At 31.6% G+C, this 26,577-nt stretch carries 17 protein-coding genes; 5 read left to right on the forward strand and 12 right to left on the reverse strand.

Features of this window, described 5'->3' with window-relative positions; translation table 11 throughout:
- The first annotated feature begins 64 nt into the window (after nt 1–64).
- Entirely contained in the window at nt 65–1,345 is a 1,281-nt protein-coding gene (locus Q0881_RS06620) for an acetyl-CoA hydrolase/transferase C-terminal domain-containing protein (protein ID WP_299157992.1), read from the forward strand.
- Between the two features lie 70 nt (nt 1,346–1,415).
- Here Q0881_RS06620 and ric read toward each other — a convergent pair whose 3' ends face one another.
- Complete coding sequence (ric, locus tag Q0881_RS06625) at nt 1,416–2,138, reverse strand: iron-sulfur cluster repair di-iron protein (protein WP_299157994.1); 723 nt, start codon at nt 2,136–2,138, stop codon at nt 1,416–1,418.
- A 2-nt stretch (nt 2,139–2,140) separates the two neighbouring features.
- Nucleotides 2,141–3,376, reverse strand: coding sequence for an alginate export family protein (locus Q0881_RS06630; RefSeq protein ID WP_299157995.1), 1,236 nt, complete (start codon nt 3,374–3,376; stop codon nt 2,141–2,143).
- Nucleotides 3,377–3,544: 168 nt separating this feature from the next.
- Here Q0881_RS06630 and Q0881_RS06635 point away from each other — a divergent pair, with 168 nt between their 5' ends.
- The 4 genes from Q0881_RS06635 (at nt 3,545) to Q0881_RS06650 (ending at nt 7,018) form a co-directional block, all read left to right on the forward strand.
- Entirely contained in the window at nt 3,545–4,534 is a 990-nt protein-coding gene (locus Q0881_RS06635; RefSeq protein WP_299157997.1) for a putative zinc-binding metallopeptidase, read from the forward strand.
- Nucleotides 4,535–4,626: 92 nt separating this feature from the next.
- Complete coding sequence (locus tag Q0881_RS06640; RefSeq protein WP_299158000.1) at nt 4,627–5,016, forward strand: DUF6438 domain-containing protein; 390 nt, start codon at nt 4,627–4,629, stop codon at nt 5,014–5,016.
- A gap of 98 nt (nt 5,017–5,114) precedes the next feature.
- Nucleotides 5,115–6,320 carry a multidrug effflux MFS transporter gene (locus Q0881_RS06645; RefSeq protein ID WP_299158002.1) on the forward strand — a complete coding sequence of 402 codons (1,206 nt, stop codon included), beginning with the start codon at nt 5,115–5,117 and terminating at the stop codon, nt 6,318–6,320.
- Nucleotides 6,321–6,322: 2 nt separating this feature from the next.
- A complete protein-coding gene (locus Q0881_RS06650) occupies nt 6,323–7,018 on the forward strand; it encodes a pseudouridine synthase (RefSeq protein WP_299158005.1) in 696 nt (231 codons plus the stop codon).
- Here Q0881_RS06650 and Q0881_RS06655 read toward each other — a convergent pair.
- From Q0881_RS06655 to Q0881_RS06700, 10 genes are all read right to left on the reverse strand, one after another.
- Nucleotides 7,015–7,557: a PepSY-associated TM helix domain-containing protein gene (locus Q0881_RS06655; RefSeq protein WP_299158008.1), complete on the reverse strand. Its 543-nt coding sequence runs from the start codon at nt 7,555–7,557 to the stop codon at nt 7,015–7,017. The genes Q0881_RS06650 and Q0881_RS06655 overlap by 4 nt on opposite strands.
- Nucleotides 7,558–7,659: 102 nt before the next feature.
- Nucleotides 7,660–8,139, reverse strand: coding sequence for a winged helix-turn-helix transcriptional regulator (locus tag Q0881_RS06660; protein ID WP_299158010.1), 480 nt, complete (start codon nt 8,137–8,139; stop codon nt 7,660–7,662).
- Nucleotides 8,140–8,222: 83 nt separating this feature from the next.
- Nucleotides 8,223–9,275, reverse strand: coding sequence for a M14 family zinc carboxypeptidase (locus tag Q0881_RS06665; protein WP_299158013.1), 1,053 nt, complete (start codon nt 9,273–9,275; stop codon nt 8,223–8,225).
- 6 nt (nt 9,276–9,281) lie between these two features.
- Nucleotides 9,282–10,748, reverse strand: coding sequence for an aminotransferase class V-fold PLP-dependent enzyme (locus Q0881_RS06670; protein WP_299158016.1), 1,467 nt, complete (start codon nt 10,746–10,748; stop codon nt 9,282–9,284).
- A gap of 90 nt (nt 10,749–10,838) precedes the next feature.
- Complete coding sequence (locus tag Q0881_RS06675) at nt 10,839–11,687, reverse strand: hypothetical protein (RefSeq protein ID WP_299158019.1); 849 nt, start codon at nt 11,685–11,687, stop codon at nt 10,839–10,841.
- Between the two features lie 15 nt (nt 11,688–11,702).
- Nucleotides 11,703–13,094 (reverse strand): phosphoglucosamine mutase, encoded by a 1,392-nt coding sequence (gene glmM / locus Q0881_RS06680; RefSeq protein WP_299158021.1) that lies wholly within the window; start codon nt 13,092–13,094, stop codon nt 11,703–11,705.
- Between the two features lie 146 nt (nt 13,095–13,240).
- Nucleotides 13,241–15,013 (reverse strand): 30S ribosomal protein S1, encoded by a 1,773-nt coding sequence (rpsA, locus tag Q0881_RS06685; RefSeq protein ID WP_299158023.1) that lies wholly within the window; start codon nt 15,011–15,013, stop codon nt 13,241–13,243.
- A 714-nt stretch (nt 15,014–15,727) separates the two neighbouring features.
- Complete coding sequence (locus Q0881_RS06690; RefSeq protein WP_299158026.1) at nt 15,728–16,225, reverse strand: hypothetical protein; 498 nt, start codon at nt 16,223–16,225, stop codon at nt 15,728–15,730.
- Nucleotides 16,203–22,967, reverse strand: a complete 6,765-nt coding sequence (locus Q0881_RS06695) for a DUF6443 domain-containing protein (RefSeq protein WP_299158029.1) — start codon at nt 22,965–22,967, stop codon at nt 16,203–16,205. The genes Q0881_RS06690 and Q0881_RS06695 overlap by 23 nt, the downstream gene beginning before the upstream one ends.
- A 6-nt stretch (nt 22,968–22,973) precedes the next feature.
- Nucleotides 22,974–26,462 carry a hypothetical protein gene (locus Q0881_RS06700; RefSeq protein ID WP_299158032.1) on the reverse strand — a complete coding sequence of 1,163 codons (3,489 nt, stop codon included), beginning with the start codon at nt 26,460–26,462 and terminating at the stop codon, nt 22,974–22,976.
- Nucleotides 26,463–26,577 lie beyond the last annotated feature (115 nt).

The raw sequence follows: 26,577 nt of genomic DNA on the forward strand, positions 1-26,577 counted from the left end.
ACATGATTTTTATCATTTTATACAACATGCTTTCGACTGACCTTTGCAGTAAATAAATAAAACAATGAGTATAGATATGATGAAAATTGTTACAGCTAAGGAAGCTGTTTCAATTGTAAAATCTAATGATAAAATATTTTTTCAAGGAGCGGCTATGACTCCTAATGTATTAATAGATAATTTATGTGAACGCTATAATGAATTAACTAATGTTGAAATTATTCAAATTCATACGCATGGAAAAGCAAAATATTTAGAAGCACCTTATAGTGATTCTTTTAAGTTGGTTAGTTGTTTTGTTGGAGACAATGTTAGAAAAGGTGTAAATACTAATAATGGAGATTATGTTCCTATTTTTTTAAGTGAAATACATTGGCTATTCAGACGTAATATTTACCCTTTAGATGTAGCTTTTATCCAGGTTTCTCCTCCAGATAAACACGGGTACTGTTCTTTAGGAGTCTCTGTGGATATTACTTTGCCAGCAATACAAACAGCAAAAACTGTAATTGCACAAATTAACCCAAATGTACCAAGAACACATGGAGATGGTATTATTCATATTAATAAGATAGATTATGCTATTGAAACTGATGAATTAATTCATGGTTCAATCTCAGGAACTCCTTCAGAAATAGAGTTAAAAATAGGAAAACATGTTGCTGGTTTAATTGATGACGGTGCTACTTTACAAATGGGAATTGGAAATATTCCTAATGCAGTACTTCACAACCTAACAAACCATAAGCGATTAGGAATTCATACAGAAATGTTTTCTGACGGGATTCTTCCTTTGGTTGAAAAAGGAATTATAACAGGTGAAGAAAAAGAAATAAAAACAGGAAAAATAGTTACTTGTTTTGCTGTAGGTTCACAAAAACTATATGATTTTATTGACGATAACCCATTGGTGCATTTTAAAGAAGCAGGTTATACAAACGATACCTCTATAATTAAACAAAATCCAAAAGTAACAGCCATAAATAGTGCTATAGAAATAGACATCACTGGGCAAGTATGTGCCGATACTATTGGTAAATATCAATATTCAGGAGTTGGTGGACAGATGGATTTTATTAGAGGTGCATCTTTATCAAAAGAAGGAAAAGCAATTATAGCTATGCCTTCGGTTACTGCCAAAGGAATTTCTAAAATAACCCCATTTTTAAAAGAAGGAGCTGGAGTTACTACTACAAGAGCGCATGTACATTATGTTGCAACTGAGTATGGAGTTGTTAATTTATTTGGTAAAAGTTTAAAGCAAAGAGCCAAAGCTTTAATATCTATAGCACATCCTAATTTTAGAGAAGAGTTAGAGCGTGAAGCTTATGAAAGATTTCATTAATATTTAAATCAAAATACAAATAAAAAAGAGCATTCTACTGAATGCCCTTTTTTATTAAAAACTATTAGAATTAACTAGATAATTGTTTTTCTATAACAATAGCCTTAGGATGTAAAATATTATTCTCTAAATGTATATGTTGATGTAAATCTTGCTCAAATTCTTCTAATTTTGAATATAAAGCTTTAAAAGTATTACAAGCACCAACTGGAGGTGTATAATTATTTGTTAAACGAGATATCTCTTTTAAAGTGTTACCTGCATTTTCATGCTCATTCTCCATCATTCTAATAGGATTGTTTACAGTACCAAATGGAGGTTTTTCATATACTTTATTTCCTTTTTTTGCATCAATTAGTTCCTTTATAAAAGGAAATAAAACTTGTTCTTCTTTTTGCATATGAGAAATTAACTCATTGGCAACTTCATGAAAAAGCTTATTTACTTTTACAACTTCTTCGTAGTGATGTCCATGAACTTTTGCTACTTTATTTGCATATTGAGATATTAAAGGCAAGCTTTCTCTAACATAAGTATGATGGATATTTTCAATATAAACCATTAAAAAATCTAGCCCCCAATTATCAAAATCTTTCATTGTATCAACAACCTTATCAATTTCTGAAAGTTCTTTTTCTAAGATTGTTTGATCAACATTATTTTTTTTACAAGCTTTTTCTATAGAGATAGCGCCTCCACAGCAAAAATCTATTCCATGCTTTTTAAAAACATGTGCAGCTTTAATATTTTCAGTAACGTAATCTGCTACTGTTTTATCATTTGATACTAGCATAACTACTTATTTTTAGATTTAAATAATACAGGATTAATAGTAACCATTACCCATCCCCAGTTATTCGTATTATCAAAATTCCCTTTTAAAGCTCTCATTCCATCTGAAGCAAATAATTGAGAGTATCCAGCTTTAATACCTATTTCTTTAGTAAACTTATATGCATATACTAAATCTACTTCTGTACCTAACTGTTTAGAAACAGTACTATTAATATCTGCCGCTGCTGAAAAATTATGTACAAAAGCTGTTAGTTTAGATTTTGAATTCAACTTAAAATTAGCTTTAGCATAAATATCTAATAACCCTACACTATTTATATGATTTCCTACATAGAAATAATCCATAAATCCATTAAACTTATGATTTGTTCCATAAAAAGGATTAAAAGCATTATTTTTTACACTAGCTGCATTGTAATCGTTACCACTCTGCAATTCTACACCTAAACCAACTGTTGTTTTATCAGTAAGCTTATAGTTAGATTCTAAACCTAATAAATACGCACTTAAATCATTGTCATTAATATCATTTCCAAATTGATAATATAAATTAGCAGATAAATTCAAGTTGTTCTTTTTAGCTTTTAAATGTGTACCAACAGTTTGACTATACTTTAAACCTGAAGAAGATTGTAATCCGTTATTTAAAAACAAGAAGCTTCCTGAAAAATTCCCAAAATCTTTATGAAGCCAAGCATATTGCATTGCTTTATAGGTTTTTGGTGTTGTTAAATTAGTACCTATTAAGTTTTCTTTTGATTGATTAAAAGCTAAACCAACATCTAATTTAAATTTATTTTTTCTATACTTTAACAAAGCTAAATCATGACTTCTAGCTTGCTGGGCCCAACCAACATTACCAAACATTCTACTATCATCATAAATAACTTCCTGACGTCCTAGTTTTAATGAGAAGTTTGAGTCCAATAATAACTCTCCCCAAGCTTGATGCAAGCTAAGACCGTTAGCATCGCTAGTATTTAATTGAGGAACATCACCCCATACTCTAACATCTTGAACACTTATATAAAAGTTTAATTTTTCAATACCATAATTAAAATTTAAACGAGTTCTTTGCGACGTGAATAATGCTGCTTTAGCATTATCAGGAAATAAAGTTTTAAAACCATGTCTGTATTCTGCACGAGGACGTACTTCTGCATCAATCTTCAATTGTCCATAAGTTGTTACTGATAAGAGCAGTAATAATGCTGATAAAATTTTAAATATTTTCATAATTATTTGATTTTCATTATTTATAAAATACAAATTTCTATATAATGAGTTCTTTATAATATGATAAAAATCATGATTGCTTCTTTTATTTAAGTAGGGTAGAATTTGTTATTGCTGTTTAATTTATATAGCCGCGCGGAATTAGTTATTAATTAAAATTTAAACATTATGAAAAAAATCAAAAGATTAATTATACCTCTTTTCATTGTTTTATCAATTTTAGTGATAAACTCGTGTAATAATGATGAAGCTATTATAATTCCGTCTAGTACTGCTGATAATTCAAATGATTCAAATTCAGAAGATACTAGTAATCAAGAACAAGGAAATGATGGAGAAATTACTTTATATAAAATTGATAATGATAATATTTCAAAAATTAAAGATTATAAAGTTACCGGTGAAGATTTAGAATATCAAAAAGATATTGTTAAACATAATCAAATATGGGATTTAGTTAAGAAAATAGTACCATTAAATCAACGTAAAAAAATGGGCGAATTCTTAATCTATAACGGAACAACTTCTGGAAGTGCTGGTTTTGTAGTACAATTAAAAAAAGATTTATCTAGTTGGAAAATGGGAATAGCTATTAATTATGCCTTTCAAGGTAGTTTTAATGCTGGGGGGCAATTAGCTTATACTATTATTCATGAATTTGGGCATGTATTAACGTTAAATGACACTCAATTAGACGCTTCAATTACTACAGAAAATTGTAAAAATTACTTTCCAGGAGAAGGTTGTGCTAAAGAGGATTCTTATATAAATGAATTGCATGCTAATTATTGGAAAGATATTTGGACTGAATATGAAGTAGCCAAAAAGGATCAAGAATCTCAGCAAAAATTTTACGAGAAGCATAAAGATAGATTTGTAACTCAATATGCATCTACCAACCCTCCTGAAGATATTGCTGAAGTTTTTGCAACATTTATTACAAAGAAAGAAAAACCAGCTGGTAATACTATTGCTGAAAAAAAGATTCTATTAATGTACAAAAGAAATGAACTAATAGAATTTAAAAATCACATAAGAAAAAACTTACAATTAAGAGGTAGAGGTAACTCTTTAGCTTTTGAATTACCAGAACCAGGAAAATGGAAACAAGCCAATACTATTGGGAATCCATATAAAACTAAATGTAGACATCGATAATAAAACATATAAGACGCTGTTGAGAGTGAATACTCTTCTATTTTACCCTTCAATCATTTAACTCTTGATGGCGTCATTTTTAAATTCATAATATGAAACATTCTTTATTTTATATAGTCTTTCTTACTATTATTAGTTGCTCTTTATCCAAGAACATTAAAGAGAATGCATTACTTTATTATGGTAAAACCCCATGTTTAGGTGAATGTCCAGTTTTTGATATGTATATTTATAATGATGGTAAAGTAATTTATAAAGGATTTCAAAATGTAATTTTAAAAGGAGAGCACAAATTTTCTATTTCTAAAAATCACATAGACGAAATTAAAAAAGAACTTAAAAGTATTGATTTTAAGATCAAAACTAATATTGTAAGAGATTTACCTAACATAATATTAAAATATAATGGGGAAAAGCTTACGATAAATAATAAAGAAGAAATAAAAGACTTAGTTAAGTTATTAGAGAAAATTATAAACTGATTTTTTCTATTTGTTTGTTTTAAAAAGACCATTGAAAAAATATGGTCTTTTTTTTATAGATATAGTTTTACTGAAAATAAACACTGTATTTTTGCCAGATGCAAAAACAAAAAAATAATTCTAAGCTTGAATTTATAGCTTTAATGGCCTCATTAATGTCATTAGTAGCATTATCTATAGATGCTTTACTACCTGCTTTAGAACAAATAGGATTATCTCTTAATTTAAAACAAGCATCAAGTGATAATCAATTACTTGTTACTATGATTTTTCTAGGTTTAGGTTTTGGTCAACTTATATCTGGGCCAATTTCTGACAGCTTAGGTAGAAAGCCCATAATATATGGTGGTTTTATACTTTTTGTTATAGCTAGTTTTATCTGCGTTAGTGCAACATCAATTGAAATGATGGTTTTTGGAAGAATCCTTCAAGGAATTGGTCTTTCCGCTCCTAGAACAATAAGCATAGCAATGGTTAGAGATTCTTTTAGTGGAGATTATATGGCCAAAATAATGTCTTTTATTGTTGTTATTTTCATTATGGTTCCAGTAGTAGCACCTGCTTTGGGTAAATTAATGTTAGATGTTTATGGATGGAAGTCTATTTTTTATAGCCAGTTAATTTTTGGAGTTATCGTTATGTTTTGGTTATGGAAGCGACAGCCTGAAACCTTAAAAGAAGAAAATAGAGTTCGTTTTTCTTTTCGTTTATTTATTACTGGTACTAAAGAATTTATTAAACATAAGCAAGCCATTGTATTTACTTTAATATCTGGTTTTATTACAGGTTCATTTATGGTATATTTAAGTGCTTCACAACAAATTTTTCAGGAACAATATCATTTAATAGATGAGTTTCCATACATTTTTGCCGGCCTTGCCATTTCAGTAGGTTTTGCTACTTTTTTAAATGGAACTTTTGTTATGAAATATGGAATGCACAAACTAGTTTCAGTTTTTTTAATTGTATTCACTATTATTCCTATTATATATATCTTTTTATTCTATCAAAAAGAAAATCCAAGTATAAGTATTCTATTAACCTTTTTTGCATTGCAATTTTTTGCTATCGGTTTCTTATTTGGAAATTTACGGGCTTTGGCTATGCAACCAGTTGGGCATATTGCGGGAATTGGAGCAGCTATTAATGGTTTTGTTTCAACAATAATGGCTGTACCTATAGCCACTTATATAGGTAAATTTGTTATTACTTCTACACTACCTCTATTTATAGGGTTTTTAATTTGTGGAGTATTGTCTATAATTTTATTAAAGTCAACTAAACTTAAAGCAGTAAAAAACTAATTATGCAATTAGATATACTTTTTGAAGATGAATATATTATTTGTGTTTCTAAGCCAAATAATGTTGTTGTACATCATGCACACCATTCAAGAAATGTTTCAGATGAGGATTCATTACTGCAATTACTATTTAATCAATTAGGGAAAAAGTTTTATCCTATTCATAGATTAGATAGAAAAACCTCAGGAATAATTTTATTAGCAAAAGAAACCTCATTTGTTTCCAAATTTCAAGAGCTATTTACAAATAATGAAATTCAGAAAACTTATTATGGAATTGTTCGAGGACATGCTCCTGAAATAAAAACGATTGATTCTCCAGTAAAAGGACGTGATTCTAATGTTTATAAGGAAGCGGAAACTCTATTAGAACTATCTGGGAAGACAATTCAAGATATTCCTGTAAAACCATATGATTCATCACGATATAGTTTGGTTAAGTTATCTCCTAAAACAGGTAGATTACACCAATTGCGTATACATATGAATAAAATTAGTCATCCTCTTATTGGCGATCCTAAATACGGAGATAAAAATCACAATACTATGTTTATAGAAAACTTTAATTGTGAAAATCTTTTTCTTCACGCATACTCTTTAGAGTTTATTCATCCTTTTTCAAAAGAGGGCATTGTATTGAATGCTAAATTTCCAAATGATTGGAATATTGTTTTTGAAAAGTTTAATTGGTGTATTTAAGAAAACAAGAATAAAAATAATAAAGGGAATATCATTCCGGCTATCGCTAATTTCCAACCTCTTTTTGAGAACCCCTTTTTTCCTGCGGGGATTAAAATTCCTGTAATAGCTATTAATAACATTGCCACACCAAAAATATCTGAATACCATACCCAAAAACTATTGGTAGATTTATGTAAATACATAGAATGTCCTATAATTGGTACTTTTCTTTTAAATTCTATATTACCAATTCCAGTTTTTAAGTCCGTATCAAGTATTGCGTTTCCTTTGAAATACACACGCAATTTACCTCCCCTTACTCTATGTCCATCATATTTTAAATTCAAGTCTTTGGTACTATTTATAACATATTCTTTTGTAATTTCTTCAGGAGTATCTGGAATAGTCAATGCTACTTCTTTGGTTTCATATGTATAATTCATAGGATACCAATCTTCTCTATGATTTAATATAATTCCTGAAAAAGAAAAGGCTATAATAAGTCCTACATAGAAATATGCAAAATCTCTATGTAAACTACGATTGGTAATTTTCATTTAATAAAATTTAAAATAAATATAACTAAGCAAACAGTATTTAAAATTAATTAAAAAAAGGGTTACATGAAATGTAACCCTTTTAATTAAATATTTTATTCATTAAATTTCTTTAAAAATAGCGTGCATTAAACGTTTTTTATCGTTAATACTTTCTTCTAAAGAAATCATTGTTTCTGTACGATTTACACCATGAACATCATCTATTTGATAAATAATATCCTTCGCGTCATTGGTGCTTTTTGCTCTTACTTTACAAAATATATTATATTTTCCTGCAGTAACATAAGCAACAGTTACATTTGGTATTAAACGTAAATTATCTAAAACATGCTGAGTCATAGATGTTTTTTCTAAAAAAACACCTACATGGGCTATAAAAGAATATCCCATTTTTTCATAATTCAAGGTTAATGTAGATCCTTGAATAATTCCTTCATCTTCCATTTTTTTAACACGAACATGAATAGTACCAGCTGATACTAATAATTTCTTTGCTATGTCTGTAAAAGGAGTACGAGCATTTTCAATTAAAATGTCTAAAATTTGATGATCAATTTCATCTAGTACAAACTTCTTCATTTTTTTTGTTTTCTTCAAGTAATATTGCTAAAATATGTTTTTTTTATAAATAAAAACAACTTTAATTAACAAAAGTTTAATTTTTAATCGTTTTTATTAAATTCTTTATGACCTATAAAGGAAGATAAGTTTCCTTCCTTTTCTCTAGTTAAGGTGAGTGCAAATTTACCATTTTCTACTTTCTCGACATACTGATATGCCACATCTTTTTGATTATTTTTTGTTCTATAAATTACATCATAGAAGTTCTTGATATTGTTTGGAATAGATAAATAATCAGAATAATTTTCAAAGTTTTTTGCAGTAGAAATGTGATAAATCCCCTGTAATAATGCATAAAAATTGAATTCCCTTGCTACTTCTCGTTCATAATCTTCTGGATAATGACCTGCTTCAATCAAAATCGTATTGTTTCCTAATTTTTGAAAGTTATCTCCTGTTGCCGTTGGATAAAACTCATCTGTATATCTACCTATATGATCTGGAATAAATTGTTGCAATAAAGAATTCATAGCAACAATTACATTCATCGTTTCTTTTCTTCCTCTCGTAATTTTACGAGAAGCATCTTCCGATGGAGCTAAAAATGAAATTGTAGCTGGGTTTTTAGTTCCTTCTACTCCAAATATGGTCCTTTGATCATGTAAATTAAAACAAAAATCCGGGTTGAACCCATTCAAGATTTTTCGCAATAATTTACTTTCTTTTGCTTTTAAAGCTACTGCATCTCTATTTAAATCAATTTTATTAGCATTTACTCGAGTATACACCTCTGCCCCATCTGGATTTAACATAGGTATTATTATGATTTCACAATTGTCTATAATTGCTTTCATAATATTTGAATCAGAAAAATATTTTGTAAAATTTAAAAAATCAAAAACAGCTTTGGTTCCTGTACTTTCATTTCCATGCATTTGACTCCAAATAAGAATCTTTCTCTTTCCTGAGCCTAATTTTAATTGATAAATATCTCTTCCTTCCTCAGACTGCCCTATTATTTTTTTCTGAATAGATGCTGCTATATTCGCGTATAATGGTTTAATATCTTGTAGTGTTATCCATCTACCTGATATTTCACTTTCTTTAATTTTCGAATAATTACTTTCTAAGAATAAAGATTCTATCTGTTTCATATTTTATTATATCGAAAACCAATTTGCTACTAGTTCCTTTTCTATAGGCGTTGCTGATATATGAATATAATCGTTCTTATTCATATCATATTTATAATCTTTAGACCATTCTTCTATATTATCAGCCAATGTATTTAATGAATTGCATATATATTGTACTTCTTCATCTGTTATTGTTGGGTGAACTGATAAACGTACCCATCCTGGTTTTTCTGTATTGCAACCTTCTAAAATTTGATCTTTAATTTTATGAGACGTATTTTGATCAACATTTAATAAAAAATGTCCATAAGTACCAGCACAAGAACATCCTCCTCTTGTTTGAATTCCAAAACGATCATTTAATAATTTAACCACTAGATTAAAATGATATTTTTCAAAATAAAATGAAAAAATACTTAAACGATCTTTATGGTTTGGGGCTAATATTTTTACGCCTTCTAAATTCTCTAAACAATCGAAAATTATCGGGTTTATTTCATCTTCTCGTTTCTTCATCTTTTCAGTTCCCATTTGGTTTTTTATCTGAATAGATAAAGCAATTTTTATAGTTTGTAAAAATGCTGGAGTTCCACCATCTTCACGAGTTTCTACATCATCAAAATAATCGTGTCCTCCCCATGGATTGGTGTAACTTACAGTTCCTCCTCCTGGATTATCTGGAACCATATTCTTATAAAGTTTTTTATTAAATATAAGAACTCCTGAACTCCCTGGACCTCCTAAAAACTTATGTGGTGAAAAGAATATAGCATCTAAATATTCATCTTCGTTTTCTGGATGCATATCTATATCAACATAAGGTGCTGAACAAGCAAAATCTACAAAGCACAGCCCTCCGTATTTATGTATTAACGACGCTACTTTATGGTACTCTGTTTTAATCCCAGTAACATTAGATCCTGCAACAATTGAAGCTATTTTAATAGGTCTGTCTTTGTATTTCTCTATAGTTTCTTCAAACTTTTTTAGACATACTAACCCAGCATCATTACATGGAACTACCACTACATCGGCAATTGTTTCTATCCATGATGTTTGGTTTGAGTGATGCTCCATATGAGATACAAAAACAATTGGCTTTAATTCCTCTGGAATTTGGGTATGATCTTTTAAGCTTTCTGTAACTTTTAAACCTAAGATTCGTTGAAACTTATTTACAACTCCTGTCATTCCAGATCCCTCTGTAATTAATACATCATCTTTTGATGCATTTACATGACGTTTTATAATATTTCTTGCTTCATGATACGCTAAAGTCATAGCCGCTCCTGAAGTTGATGTTTCTGTATGCGTATTTGCTACAAAAGGACCAAATTTGTATAATAATTGTTCTTCGATAGGTCCATACAATCTTCCACTGGCAGTCCAATCGGTATATATCATTTTTTGTTCACCGTATGGCGATTGATAGGTTTGATTGATACCTACAATGTTTTTTCTAAATTTATCAAAATATTGTTCTAAATTCATAATTTGATTGTATTATGGTTAAAATTAAACTTATTAAATTCTCTAATCTAAAAGATTTATAATATTAACCAATTAATGACTTTTGTTTAATTATAGCCTAAACTTACCTCCTATTAAAATAGTGTTTTCAAAGAAGTAAAAGCTTTGTGATGCACTATCTGCAGGATTCATAGTGGTTCTAATATCTGACATATTAATATACCCTCCTTTTAAATCTGCTTGTACAAAGAAATGTTTTAAGAAAGCTATATTTAATCCTGCCCCTATAGACATTCCGTATCCTGATAAGTGAAACTCATCATAGCGTTCGTTTTCTAACAACTTTGTATTACTTCTTGGAAATAAGATACCTGCTCCTACTCCTTCGGTTAAATTAATTTGTAAGTTTTCTAGATTTAATCCAAACCAATGACTCACATCATCAAAACGTTTTAATTCAACATTTACATAGTTTAAACCATCTGTATGTTCAAAACGTAAGAAATCTTCAGCTAAATTGATAGTTCCATTATTGTAAACTCCATCATATTTCGCATTTCCTACATTTATATTTCCGTTTATTGTTACATCTTGATCAGCAATCATCACATATTTCATATGATCTACACCTATAGAAATAGTATAATTTTCTTTAAAGAAATATCCTATTCTATAATTTGTTTGCGGTATTGTAACTCTTCCTGGATGAAAATAATCTCTAAAAGAAAACTTTGTTGGTCTATCCTGTGCTCTTACACTCGATAAGGTAAAATCGTAGTTTTCTCCTTTAAATCGGATGTCTGAATCTGAATAATCTGCCCAGTTCCACCCCCAATACACAAAGAATTTACCTTTATTTGTAACTTTCTTTTTCTCTTGTTCTTTTTCCTCTTTCTCTTGCCCTACTATTAATGATGTTGTTAATAACATTATTAATAAACTCGCTATTCTTATTTTCAAGGTACTATTGTTTTCTTATTTAATTATTTCTTTTATTTCTTCAATCACTCTTTCAGCTAATGAATCAGCTTTTTCTTGAGATGTCGCTTCTGTATAAATTCTAATAATAGGTTCTGTATTTGATTTACGTAAATGCACCCATTCATCAGCAAAATCTATTTTTACTCCATCAATAGTATTTACATCTTCTGCTTTATATTTATCAGCCATTGTTTCTAAAATATTATCAACATCAATTTGTGGTGTTAACTGGATTTTGTTCTTGCTCATAAAATAACTTGGATACGAATCTCTTAATTCTTTACATGACATTTTTTTATGTGCTAAATGCGATAAGAATAATGCAACTCCTACTAATGAATCTCTTCCATAATGAGAATCTGGATAAATAATTCCTCCATTTCCTTCTCCTCCAATTACAGTATCGGTATCTTTCATCATTTGAACTACATTTACTTCTCCTACTGCTGAAGCCGTATAGGTTCCTCCATGTTTCTCTGTTACATCTCTTAATGCTCTTGAAGATGAAAGGTTAGAAACAGTGTTTCCACCACCTAATCTACCTAATACATAATCTGCACAAGCTACTAATGTATACTCTTCTCCAAACATTGATCCATCTTCAGAAATTAATGCCAAACGATCTACATCTGGATCAACTACTATTCCTAAATCGGCTTTTTTCTTAACTACTAACTTAGAAATATCAGTTAAGTGTTCTTTTAATGGCTCTGGATTGTGAGGAAACTCTCCATTTGGTTCACAATACAACTCCACACATTTAACTCCTAATTCTTTTAATAAAGCTGGTATAAATACACCTCCTGTAGAATTTACTCCATCTACTACTACTTTAAACTTTGCTTTTTTAATAGCTTTTACATCTACTAAATCTAGCTTTAGTACTTCTTTTATATGCTTTTTTAAATATTTCTTGTTTTTTCTATAGCTACCTAAATCGTCAACTTCTGCAAAAGAAAAATCTTCACTTTCTGCTAACTTTAAAATTTCTTCTCCATCTGCTCCATTTAAAAACTCCCCTTTTTCGTTTAATAATTTTAACGCATTCCATTGTTTTGGGTTATGTGAAGCTGTTAAAATAATACCTCCTTCTGCTTTTTCTAATGGCACTGCTACTTCAACAGTTGGTGTTGTAGACAATCCTAAATCAACAACATCTATCCCTAAACCTACTAAAGTGTTAGCAACTAAATTGCTTATCATTTTTCCAGAAATACGTGCATCTCTTCCTAAAACTACTTTTATTTTCTTTGCTTCTGGATTTCTCTTTTTTATAAATGCTCCATATGCTGAAGCAAATTTGACAGCATCAATCGGTGTAAGGTTATCTCCTGTAGCTCCCCCTATTGTACCTCTGATTCCTGATATTGATTTTATTAGCGTCATTTTAATTTTTATTTGTGTACAAATATAATGGTATTTAAGAAATTAACTTAAAAACAAACGGTCTTTAACTGTAACAAATGTTACATTTAAAAGCACAAAAAAGCCGCTACAATTGTAGCGGCTTTATAAGTATAATGTTCAGAGATTTATTTCCCTTCCATTTTCTTCTTTAACTCAGCTAATCCACCGATATCTCCTAATGTAGTTTTTTCTACATCAGCAGCTTTCTTAGCAGCAGCCTTAATGTTTTTCTTTTCTTCTTCTCTAAAGATAGAAGTATGAGAAACAACAATTCTACGGTATTCTTTACTAAATTCAGTTACAATAAATTGAACTGTATCTCCTTTAGCTAATTTAGATCCGTCTTCTTTTTCTAAGAAACGAGTTGGAGCAAATGCTTCAATTCCATCAGCGAAAGATACTGTTGCACCTTTATCGTTCTTTTCTTTAATAGTACCTTCATGAGTTGATCCGATTGCATACGTAGCTTCATGCGCATCCCAAGGGTTATCTTGAGTTTGCTTATGACCTAAGTTTAACTTACGGTTCTCAACATCTAATTCTAATACTTGAACATCTAATTTATCACCTACAGTTACGAAATCTGATGGGTGCTTAATTTTCTTAGTCCAAGATAAATCAGAGATATACACTAATCCGTCAATACCTTCTTCTAATTCTACGAATACACCGAAGTTAGTATAGTTACGTACAGTACCAGAATGCGTTGAACCTACAGGGTACTTAGTAGTAATATCAGTCCATGGATCTGGGTGTAATTGCTTCATACCTAAAGACATCTTACGATCTTCACGATCTAATGTTAAGATTTGAGCTTCTACTTCATCACCAACTTTCACGAAATCTTGCGCAGAACGTAAGTGCGTAGACCAAGACATTTCAGAAACGTGAATTAATCCTTCAACACCTTCTTCAACCTCTACAAATGCACCATAATCAGCTAAAACAACAACTTTACCTTTTACTTTATCTCCAACTTTTAATTCAGAGTTTAAAGCTTCCCATGGGTGAGCAGATAATTGTTTTAATCCTAATTGGATTCTAGACTTGTTATCATCAAAGTCTAAAATTACAACATTTAATTTCTGATCTAATTCAACAACCTCGTTCGGGTGGTTGATACGAGACCATGATAAATCAGTAATATGAACTAATCCGTCAACACCACCTAAATCAACAAACACACCATAAGAAGTAATGTTTTTAACAACACCTTCTAATACTTGTCCTTTTTCTAATTGACCGATGATTTCACGTTTTTGATCTTCTAAATCAGCTTCGATTAACGCTTTATGAGATACTACTACGTTTTTAAATTCGTGGTTGATTTTTACAACTTTGAATTCCATAGTTTTCTCTACATACTGATCGTAATCACGGATAGGCTTCACATCAATTTGAGAACCTGGTAAGAATGCTTCAATACCAAATACATCAACGATCATACCTCCACGAGTTCTACACTTAACAAAACCGTTAACGATTTCTCCAGTTTCGTGTGCATTATTAACACGATCCCACGCTTTAATTACACGTGCTTTCTTGTGAGATAATACTAATTGACCAGAAGAATCTTCTCTTTTGTCAACTAATACTTCTACTGTATCTCCAACAGTTAAACTTGGGTTGTAACGGAATTCGTTTAAAGAAATTACTCCTTCAGACTTAGAATTGATATCGATAATTGCATCTCTATCAGTAATTCTTGTTACTAAACCTTCGATTACATCACGTTCGTTTACGAAACCTACTGTACCTTCTAAGGCTTTTTCAAATTCTTTTAATTTAGATTCATCAACTTCATCAATACCTTCTTCGTATTTATGCCAATTAAATGTTGCTAAAAATTCTGCTGGGTTCACTGCCTCAGCAGCTACTGTTTTTGTTTCTTCAGACATTCTGAATAATACTTTGTATCTTTTTGTTAGTCAGACCATTAACAATACTAACGCTAAGAGAAATTAAACTTATATAAATTTGTTTTCCACCTTTTATAAATCTGTTCTTGTAAAAAGGCGTGCAAATTTACAAAGTTTTATTGAAATAACCTATAAAGGTTTTGATTTTAAAAGATTTAACTATACTCTGGCTAAAAAACTAAAGTCAACTCCTCTTTTTATTATGCTCATTTCTTTTAATTATTTTGTGTTTACTCATCTTTCGATGCAATCGTGTAAGAATTGAACTAAAACTCATATTGAAACCATCAGCGAGTTTCGCTGAAGCTTTTATAAGTATACAATATGCTCAGCGAAGTTCGCTGACCAAATAAAAACTATGCAGAACTATCAGCGAAGCTCGCTGATACAATAAAAACAATACGGAACCTTCAGCGAACTCCGTTGGAGGTAAAAACCTAAGAAAAACGGATCTCTCGGATTTTAAATCCGTGAGAAACTATAAAAATGTAAGTATACATATTATAAATAGTTATATCATTCTTTTTAAATCTAACTACTATTATACTCACTGATACTTATTTACGCTAGCGACAAAACACACATAAAAACTCCCGCAAAAACAAAAAGATGAACCTAAGTCCATCTTCTTGCTTGTTTTAATATGTTACTTCACTACTAAGAATTATCTTCTACAGTAGCATTTGGTAAATTCTATTCTATTTCCTTTTTATATTTTTTAATTATAGAATCTATAGGTTGATACCACATGTTTTTAACTATGACTTGTTTTTTAGAATTTTTATTTCTTAAAACAATCCACTCTGGGTAATTTGAGCTATAATAAATTGAATCCTTTCTATAATATGAATTTTCATCTAATAGCTTTTTAATGCTATCTAATTCTTTTTTAGTATTATTATTTTGAGTATAGTAAACAATTTTGTTCCCTTCAATACTCTCAAAATGATTGGGTATTGGACTATTTACATCCAATAAATTAGCATATTTAGCAATTCTAATTAATTCATAATTAATTGCAGAATCTTTACTTACGCAAATAATTGAGTGCTCATTTACTGAATTTAACTCTTCTTTAATATAATTATTAACTATTAATCGAATACTTTTTTCTGTATTCACATTTGTTTTACAATTTGTAATAAAAATTGTAATAAAAATTAAAAATTTAATATGTTTTCCAGCCATCATGTTTAGAGTTTATATAGTATGGGTATTTTTTGTTTTTTCCTAATAATCTATTTTTCCTATCACCAATATCGAATCCTTTTCCTCCGCTTGGAGTTCCAAATCCTCCTCTACCATCCTTGCTTCCTGGGTGAGTATGAATATGTCCTATTTTTTTACCATAAATTTTAGTTGACTGTCTTTTAACTACATTATCAGTAAAATAACTAACATCTTCTCTAGCACTGAAAGCATCATTATCACTCCAGTGTGAAATAAAAAGTCCTTGTCCTTTACTATTCTCAAAACCCCAAGCGCTTAGCTCTATATTTGATTTGAAAGATATAAACTCCATTACTTCTAATCCAATTTCAAGATTACCTTCATTAAAAACTAATCCTTGGAAATGAGCTGACCCAGAACCTATAACATTTCCTTCACTGTCTTTAGCTGTTGTGACTTCCTTTATATTACTACTTCCTTTTTTAAATGTTTTTCCTCCTCCATCTTTTTTAAAATTCTGAGAACCATCGTCATTCATATTTGTAATCTCACCTGTATAAATCGTATCAGTGTTACCCTTTGTTTCTCTTAAGAAAATTAGCTCTCCTGTTTTAGTATCCAACCCATAATCATCTTCTGGCTTCATCCCTGTTGGGTCATTATACTTAATTGGGTCATTCCAAAATGCTGTATAAGGGCTCATATTAATTTGCTCCATATCATCTGCTAAAGGGTCTAAATTCATCCATCTACCTAAGGCAGCATCATAATTTCTAGCACCAAAATCCATCCACTGAATACCCAAACCTTCTTCTAACTCTTTTCCGTTATACCCAAACTTCTGCGCACTAGCATTTCCAATACCAATATTCTTAATTGTATTATACCCTTTATGAGTCAAACCAAAAGGATAATAATTAGATTCTTCTACAATTTCTGAATTTGGACCATCAGTTTGTATAACACCATTATTATCATTATCTGTATACGATAATCGAACATTTCCTAAGTGATCTTTGTATTGGTATACATAATCAAATGATGAGATTGCCGCACTACCGTTCGCAAAGACGGGTTTTACATAACCCTCTGGGTGGTTAAAGAATTGTAATACATTGTTCTCGTAGATATAATTACCTGCATACTCTGTTGTTATACCATTTACTACTTTCTTTAACTTCATACCTGCGGCATCGTAGGTATAATTTATAGTTCCGCTTCCTATGGTTACCTGCGTTGGTAAATTTAAGTGATTGTAAACAATGTTGGTTATTCCTTTGTTTGCATCTTTAATCATGTTACCATTATCATCATATTTAAAATCATCATCGCCATCACCATTACTGTAATTACTATCTGATATATTTCCATCCTTAAATCCATAGGTAACATTTCCACTATCGGTAACAGAGTGTAATTGGTTTCCGTTATAATAATATACTAAATTGTCCATGACTCCAAAACTGGTTCCTCCTAGGTCGGTATGTCCATCTCTTCTTAAATTGATAATATTTCCATTCTTATCATAACTAATTCCGTATACATCATATCTCCCTGTATTATCATCTGCTCTTGTAATTCTATTTAAAGCATCATAAGTATACACATACTTATTACTTACAGAGTTTGGTGTATTGTTTACACTTAAAGTATTCCAATTTGTTTCACTGATGTTTCCATTATACAAACGTTTATTAGCATCGGTTACATCGTTATACTTTAACGTAAAGTTAAATAAATCATTATCATTATTTGCATCTTGATTTATGTTTTTTAACCATCCGCGTACATTATACTGATAATCTACAGTTTGCAACCCTTTATTATTATCTACTATTTTTAAGTCTTTTATTTGGCCTCCTGTAGAATACATTGAAACATCTCCTACTAAAACTCCTATAGATATTTGTTTTGATATATAAAAAACATTTCCATTTCTCTTATAATACACCTGATTACCTATACGCTCTACTTTGAACACATCATCTAATTCTGAATTTCCAAAAACTCCTTTTAATATTCCTTTTTCAAATACTTGTATAGCTGTTCCTGCATTATATATTGCATATGATATTGATCCAAAGTAGGCATCCGTATTTTGTTCTGATAAACCAACCATAAAATGCATATATTTCTTTGGTAGTTTATACTCTACAAAACCAGTTGTTTGAATACTACCTATAGTGGTTAATCCTGCATCCCAACCATTAGCTCCAGTTTTTGTAATTACATCATCATTAATTGTAATTCCAGAGGTTACATCTTTATAACCTACAGCTGTTCCATTTCCTACTATTTTAGAAGCTAACTGTCCTAGTTCATCGTAATTGTTTTTTACAACCCTATTAGATACTTGCTCATTAATTTTTTGTATCTGACTTAGTAACCTATCTAAATTATCATAAGTAAACGTATCAACCGTTACAATATCTGACTTTCCTGTTTTCTTGTGAGTAGACTTTGTTTCTAAAACTTTTCCTGTAAAATCATCCAACTTACTTTCTAGAATATCTACTGTTTGTAATTCATCGTTTTTAGAATACACATATATTGGTCGTGCTTTTTCATCGTAATAAGTTACTGTGGTTATCCAGTTATTGGTTCCTAATACGCGTACTTTACTTACTGTGGCTAATCCTTTAGTCGTTACTGTTGATGTTACTCCGTAGCTCGTTGTTACCGTTGAAGTTAATCCTGCTGGTACATCTACATAAGTATCATAATAATTAATGGTGTAAATAGTAATAGCTCCTGTAGGCAATGCTCCATTTGTATAGTAAATATTAACTCCTGTTATGTTTTGAGAAACAGTTGTCATTGTTTCATATTGAGAAAAAGAATTACTATAAAGAGCATTTTGTAAAGGAACTCTTGTTGAATTATCGTTATATATCCCTGTATAAGCTACACGTCCAATAGCATCATATTTAGTAAGTAACCATTCATTAGGTATTTCTATTCTTTGATTAGCATCTTGCGTCAATATTGGTTTATCCAACTTATTATATACAATATATTCCCAGTCTTTCCCTGGTATTCTTTTTTCTACCAATCGGTTTCTATAATCGTACTTATATTGATACCCTAAGTCGTTTAATTTACTATTTATACTACTTAATGTAGCTATGCTACCATCTATCTTTGGAGGCAATACATAGCTTAAATTCCCAAAATCATCGTATATATAATAGGTATCATGCTTTTCACTATTATTATAGGTTCGTTTTAAGATTACCTGTCCCTGCTTGTTTTTAAACTCTTCTGTGGTATGATTTACACCATCTGCTAGCTCCCAATTCTCATCTTTAGTGATTGTCTTATACAAAACTGCTGCTGGATAAAACGTAGCTCCTCCTGTTAAACTTGGCGTATACGTATTATTTGCATATGTAGTTGTAACTCCAAATATTTTTACTTCATTCGCTTCATTCGCACTATATTCAAACTTAATACTATGACTATTATTGGTGTAACCTTTTGATGAGAAACTACTCCCTTTTGCCCAATCCTTTCCTGGTGCTGCTTGTTCAAACACTCTATTTAATGGCGAGCTCTCTAATACTTTTTCTGAATAGGCATTTATCGCTGGTAATGGAACTCCTGCAAAATCTTCGCTATACGCTGTTTGATAATAGGTTTTGGTAGCTGTTGCGATATCTCCTGTGCTTATTAAACCGTTTTGACTCGTTGTTGCATAGGGTAAATACTCTTTGATTTGTCTTCCAAAAGCATCGTACTCCATATGGGTTACAATATCCTTACCACTGGTTCCTTGACGGATTCCTATACTTTGCTTGGCTCTTCCTAAACCATCGAAATAAGTTATACTTTCTACCACATCACTTGCATCTGTTATTCCCGATGGGCTCGTCATTCCTTTTCTATAGGCTCTTGTAAATACATAATTCTCATTACTAAAAACTGGTGCTGTATAGTTACATCCGTTATTTGCTCCTGCTGTATTTGGACAATTATCGGTGTTATTGGTTACATAACCTGATGGTTTCACACTGTAATAAACACTCGTGTTTGGATCTCCAAATCCATCATTATCCGCATCTAAATAAAAGGTCTGTGGGGCTATATTCGTAATATTTGTCGTACTATCGTTATAATCACTTGAGTTTGCTACATAACCTGATGGCTTTGAACATGCACTTGTGATGCTTGTTGAATTTCCATAACCATCGCCGTCGGTATCTGCATACCATGTTGAAGGTTGTTGAATGGTATAGTTTACTGTTCTTGCGCTTCCCCAACAACCACTACTATTATTTCGTGCTCGTAAGTAATATACCGAACCACTGGTTCTTGTTAAACTTGTTGCTGAGTTACTCGTTGACGTACCTCCTGTACTTGATTGCCAGTAAAATGTAATACCACTTGGTTGACTTCCTTTGGTTAATACCGAACTTCCACAGTTATTGACTACCGAGGCAGCTGTTGGCACCGATGGAATGGTTTTTACACTATAACTTACGGTTCGTGAACTTCCCCAACAGCCTGTACTGTTGTTTCGTGCTCTTAGATAATATACCGATCCACTGGTTCTAGTAATACTTGTTGCTGAGTTACTCGTTGATTCTCCTCCTGCACTTGACTGCCAGTAAAAAGTAATTCCACTTGGTTGACTAACCTTGGTTAATACTGAACTTCCACAGTTATTGACTACCGAGGCAGCTGCTGGCACCGATGGAATGGTTTTTACACTATAACTTACGGTTCGTGAACTTCCCCAACAGCCTGTACTGTTGTTTCGTGCTCTTAGGTAATATACCGATCCACTGGTTCTAGTAATACTTGTTGCTGAATTACTCGTTGATTCTCCTCCTGCACTTGACTGCCAGTAAAAAGTAATGCCACTTGGTTGACTAACCTTGGTTAATACCGAACTTCCACAGTTATTGACTACCGAGGCAGCTGCTGGCACTGATGGAATGGTTTTTACACTATAACTTACGGTTCGTGAGCTTCCCCAACAGCCTGTACTGTTGTTTCGTGCTCTTAGGTAATATACCGATCCACTCGTTCTAGTAATACTTGTTGATGAATTACTCGTTGATTCTCCTCCTGCACTTGACTGCCAGTAAAAAGTAATGCCACTTGGTTGACTAACCTTGGTTAATACCGAACTTCCACAGTTATTGACTACCGAGGCAGCTGCTGGCACTGACGGGATTGTTTTGATACTATAACCTACGCTTCTCGCCGAACTCCAACAGCCTGTACTGTTGTTTCTTGCTCGTAAATAGTATACCGAACCACTCGTTCTGGTTAAACTTGTTGCTGAATTACTCGTAGAGGTTCCTCCAGCGCTTGATTGCCAGTAAAAAGTAATGCCACTTGGCTGACTCCCTTTGGTTAATACCGAACTTCCACAATTATTTACCACTGATGCTGTTGGCGGTATCGATGGAATGGTTTTTATACTATAATTTACGGTTCGTGAACCTCCCCAACAGCCTGTACTATTGTTTCTTGCACGTAAATAGTATACCGAACCACTAGTTCTGGTAATACTCGTTGATGAATTACTTGTTGATGTACCTCTTTCGTTTGACTGCCAATACCAAGTAATCCCACTTGGTTGACTTCCTTTGGTTAATACTGAACTTCCACAATTATTGACTACTGATGGTGTGGTTGGTGTTGATGGGATTGTTTTAATACTATAACTCACTGTTCGTGATGAACTCCAACAGCCTGTACTGTTGTTTCTTGCTCTTAAATAATATACCGAACCACTGGTTCTGGTTAAACTTGTTAATGAATTACTCGTTGACGTACCTGAAGCACTTGATTGCCAGTAAAAAGTAATGCCGCTTGGTTGACTTCCTTTGGTTAATACCGAACTTCCACAATTATTTACTACCGATGCTGTTGGTGGCACTGATGGCACTGTTTTGATACTATAACTTACACTTCGTGCTGAACTCCAACAGCCACTACTGTTATTTCTTGCTCTTAAATAGTATACCGAACCACTAGTACGATTGATGCTTGTACTTGAATTACTAGTAGAGGTACCACTTGCGCTTGATTGCCAGTAAAAAGTAATGCCGCTTGGTTGACTTCCTTTGGTTAATACTGAACTTCCACAATTATTTACCACTGATGCTGTTGGTGGTACTGATGGAATGGTTTTTACGCTCACCTGTATAGATGAAGAGGCTGCACTCCATAGTCCACTACTATTATCTCGTGCTCTCAAATAATAACGCCCTGAGTTAGATACATTATAAGTACTATTAGAATAACCTGCTCCTGTTCCATTTCCATTTGTCCCTTGCCAATACCATGTTATTCCACTTGGTGGTGTTGCTCTAGATAACACCATACTTCCACAATTATTTTGCGATATGGTAGGTACTGATGGTGTGGGTGGAGCCACTGGTAAAGCATTTACGGTAACAAAATATGGACTCAAAAAGTTACGCGTTCCTAAACTTCCTCTATAAGTCATTTCTTTACTTCCTACACTCGTCCACTTTATCGTTGCTCGTGTTGCTGAACTACTTATTATCGTTGCTCCTGGCACTTCCCAACTTCCTCTACTGGGCTGGTCGCCTCCAAGAGCTGTTACTGTATAGATATGAGTACTGTTTAAATCTACATTAGTAGCTCCTGTTATAGGTATCAATTCGATACCCCCTCCAAATCCTGAGCCTCCTGGATCTATTCCTGGATCTCCTCCAAATTGTCCGTAAATTACTCCCCCTAATAGCAATAAGAATAGGAATAATTGTTTTTCTAGTCTTTTCATAGCTTACTAGTTTTTATACTTATATTTTGTTTCTTTTAATATATTTCTATCCTTATCTTTTACAAATTGTAAGCGATTAAAATCATCATACTCATAATACATCGTTTGTCCTCGTGGATCCGTGATACTCGTGGCTCCTATTAGCGGATCATACGTAAAAGTTGTTATCTGTGCTTTTGACAAGGCTGATACTCCGCGTAACCCATTTAAAGCTGTGCGTAAAGTATTTTCACTTGCTGTATCTTTATCTAAATTGGAAGCATTTTGTATGCTTATAATTGTAGCACTTGGAATATCTGCTAAAGTTGCATTCTCTATTTTGGCTACAGGCTGGGTTTGATGATAGCCCCAAATATAAACGATGTGGGTTCCGTCCTTTTTACTTACCTCTGTTGGATTTCCTTTAGCATCATATGCATGATATACCACACGATCTTCTAAAACATCTGTCTCTCTTGATGTTTGTACATTTTTAGGGAGCACCAAATTAGCTCCTTGGCTTAAAAAATTGGTACGCTGTGTTGTTAATAAATTGTCTTCTTTATAACTCTCTACTTGTACTGGTGTTGCTACTCTATTTTGTCCATCTGTATTAGTTGCTGTTTTCTTTTGCAGCTTTTTTATAGCATTAAACTCTGCAGTAGTAAGGTTATCATGTCCTAATGAATTTATTGACTCTACTTCATCTGGATAGTAATTTATTGTTTTAAACTTTTCTTCTTTACTGTTGGTTACCTCTGTTCTTTTTACCTGATAATGCGTATCGTAATTATAAAAATACTCCGTTTTTGTTTTTAATTCCTTTCCGTCTAAATAGTTTTTTTCTTCTGTTCTTTTTAAATTTACTGTACCTCCTGTTAAGTGATATACTCGATACCCCCAATTATTAGTATCCGATACATTAATACCTGTTTCCCATGGAATTCTTTCTCTCATGAATAAAGGAAGTTTAAATAAAGTCCTTGAATTAATAGTAGAAACTGTTGAGTTTGATTTCCAATTGTACCTTGTTCCTTTTGGTGTAAAAATAAAACTATTAGTTTCCGATTCTATATGCTTTATATCGCCTGTATGTTCGAAATCTGCTATATATTCATTATTACCATACAAATACTTATTATAAACTTCTTTCACTAAAGAATATTCTCCATTTGCTACTCGTTTAAAAACTTTTGTTCTAATATTCTTCCCTCGTAACCATTCATTATCTGTAGATGGATGATAAGGAAACTCATAATAATCGCCTCCAGTATCCATCATATTTGTATATGTGTATTCTATTTTTCCTAGATTATTTTGTTTTGTTCCTTGATACTCTATCACAGATGAATACCCTATACTATTGGGCTGAAAACTACTATATGCACTACCTTCATCGTAATATTTATTTAAATAAACATTATTATTTACATCCTTTATTGTATTTAAATAAGCTGGCAACCCTATAATTCCTCCACTAGAAATTGTAGGTGATAAAACTCCATCTAAAGGAAAAACATACTCATACTCTTTAATAATCGCTTCTCCATTATCACTAATATTTTCTATTTTTTTTATACGTTTTCCTGCTCCATATAAATTATTCCTATTGTTAGGAGCATCATATTTAATAGTAATTTGAAAATCATAATTTTCACCTAAATGTAAATCAGGGTCTACACCTGGAACTATAGGTGCTGAAACACCTATTGAAACATGCCCCGAATAATTACTATTAATACTTGTCATAAGTGTAATATTTTCACTTAGGTTTACAGCTCCTTGATCAATAGTGAAATTGAAAAGGCAGTCGGGAGTAGTATCTCCTTCACTTTTAAAATGCTTACACTCAAACCTATAAACAACATTTGTTGCACCAGGAATTTGAACCTGATATGGAGTATAGCCTCCTGATGTATATGCAAAATCTTTTTTGGTAAGTATCAGTTCGACTTCTCCTACTGACCCTGGATTAATACTTGGTAATTTTAAACTTTTAAAATCTTCTGGAACCCTTCCTGTATTATGCTCATACGTAAATTTCGAAATACCTCCTGTTGGGTAGTTAACTTGTTTTAAAATTCCTGCTTCCGATTTTAATACATCTACTCTTCTATCTGGTTTGTAATTACCATAATCAAATGCTCTTGTAAATGGCCCATTATTTTCAGCACCATTATAATAACCCCAGTAATCTTGGCGCGATGAAAATGTACTTGGTAGTACTGTTGAATCATAAGTAAATGTATAAGGAGGGAGCATTTCTCCATTAACAGCCTCCTCTTGTATACTACTTAAAAACATTCGTTTTAAATATTTATCAAAAACACTATTTCCTACAAAATACCATAATAGATTTGTTTGATCTGTACTAGTCGTATAGCTATAATTAAGGTTAAATGACTTTATTCTTTTAGTATCATTATAAATTGAAATTTTATCTAATGAATATCCATCTGAATCCGCTCTTTTATTTTGTGATTTCGTAAATTCTACCTTATCTCTCCCTTGATTAAACTCTATCTTTGTTAATTGCTTTTCATAGTTAAAAACCTTAGAAAGTCTAGTCGTAATTTTTTCAATCTTCGACATATTTATTGTTGAATTCGGACCATGATCTTTAGGATATTGCCCTTGAAAATCTGCATGATATGGATCTATTTGTGCATGTTTATCTGCTCCTTTACTATAATAAATAGTAGTATCTTCACTATAAAAATAACTTATTAACTCTCCATAAACTGTCTCTATATCCATTAGTTTCCATGAACTGTATACTGTTTCGTCGCTAGATGGGGGAAGGTCTGTTTCTACATTAGTAACAAAAGATATTGTCGTTCCTATTGAGTTTTGATAATCTTGTGCTGCTCTTAACCCATCTTTCGATTTTCCATAATAATATTTATTCCCTTGCGAATCAATTACTATAAAAGAATCTATCTTCCCACTAAATCCATTCTCTCTAGTATAGGATACTTCAACGTCTCCAAAACTTTGTACAACAGGTTCTCCATCTACATAATTCAACACAAACTTTCCATTAGTTCCTCCTGCATTAAAACTAAACTGATCTGGATAGAAATCATAACTCGGATCACTAACTTCTCTTGCAACTAATATATTTCGTGTATGCTCACTTAAAAAATAACTCGTAAAATCAGCTTTATTTACTAAATATCCATTATTTGGAGATTCATCTGGCTTTCCTCTTACTTGTCTAGATATTGACCCCCCATATACTAAAGACCATCCCATTCCTGTTCTGGGAGCTGTTTCTGAAACTCTCACACCTCTTGCATGATAACTTAAATTAATAGGAATTGTTATTCCCTTTTGTTGAATTGTATATATTGGTACCGAAACATTTGGTAAGCCAGTATAATGAGATACTGGAACATTTGTAAATTCTGATAATGCTGATGCCTCTGGTGAAGGTGGAACAATCTTAGGTAGTTCTTGCGCATTAACAAATACGCATAAAAGCATTGTAAAAATGCTTATGATTAATATTCTCATAAAGTTTATTATTGAATTAGCAATTTATTTTTTCATTTAGCAATACAAATGTAAAGCATTTATTTATTCCTCACTAAAACCTATAGTAAAAAATTGCTTCTAAAACATTTAAAAA

Source organism: uncultured Tenacibaculum sp., assembly GCF_947494125.1.
GTDB lineage: Bacteria > Bacteroidota > Bacteroidia > Flavobacteriales > Flavobacteriaceae > Polaribacter.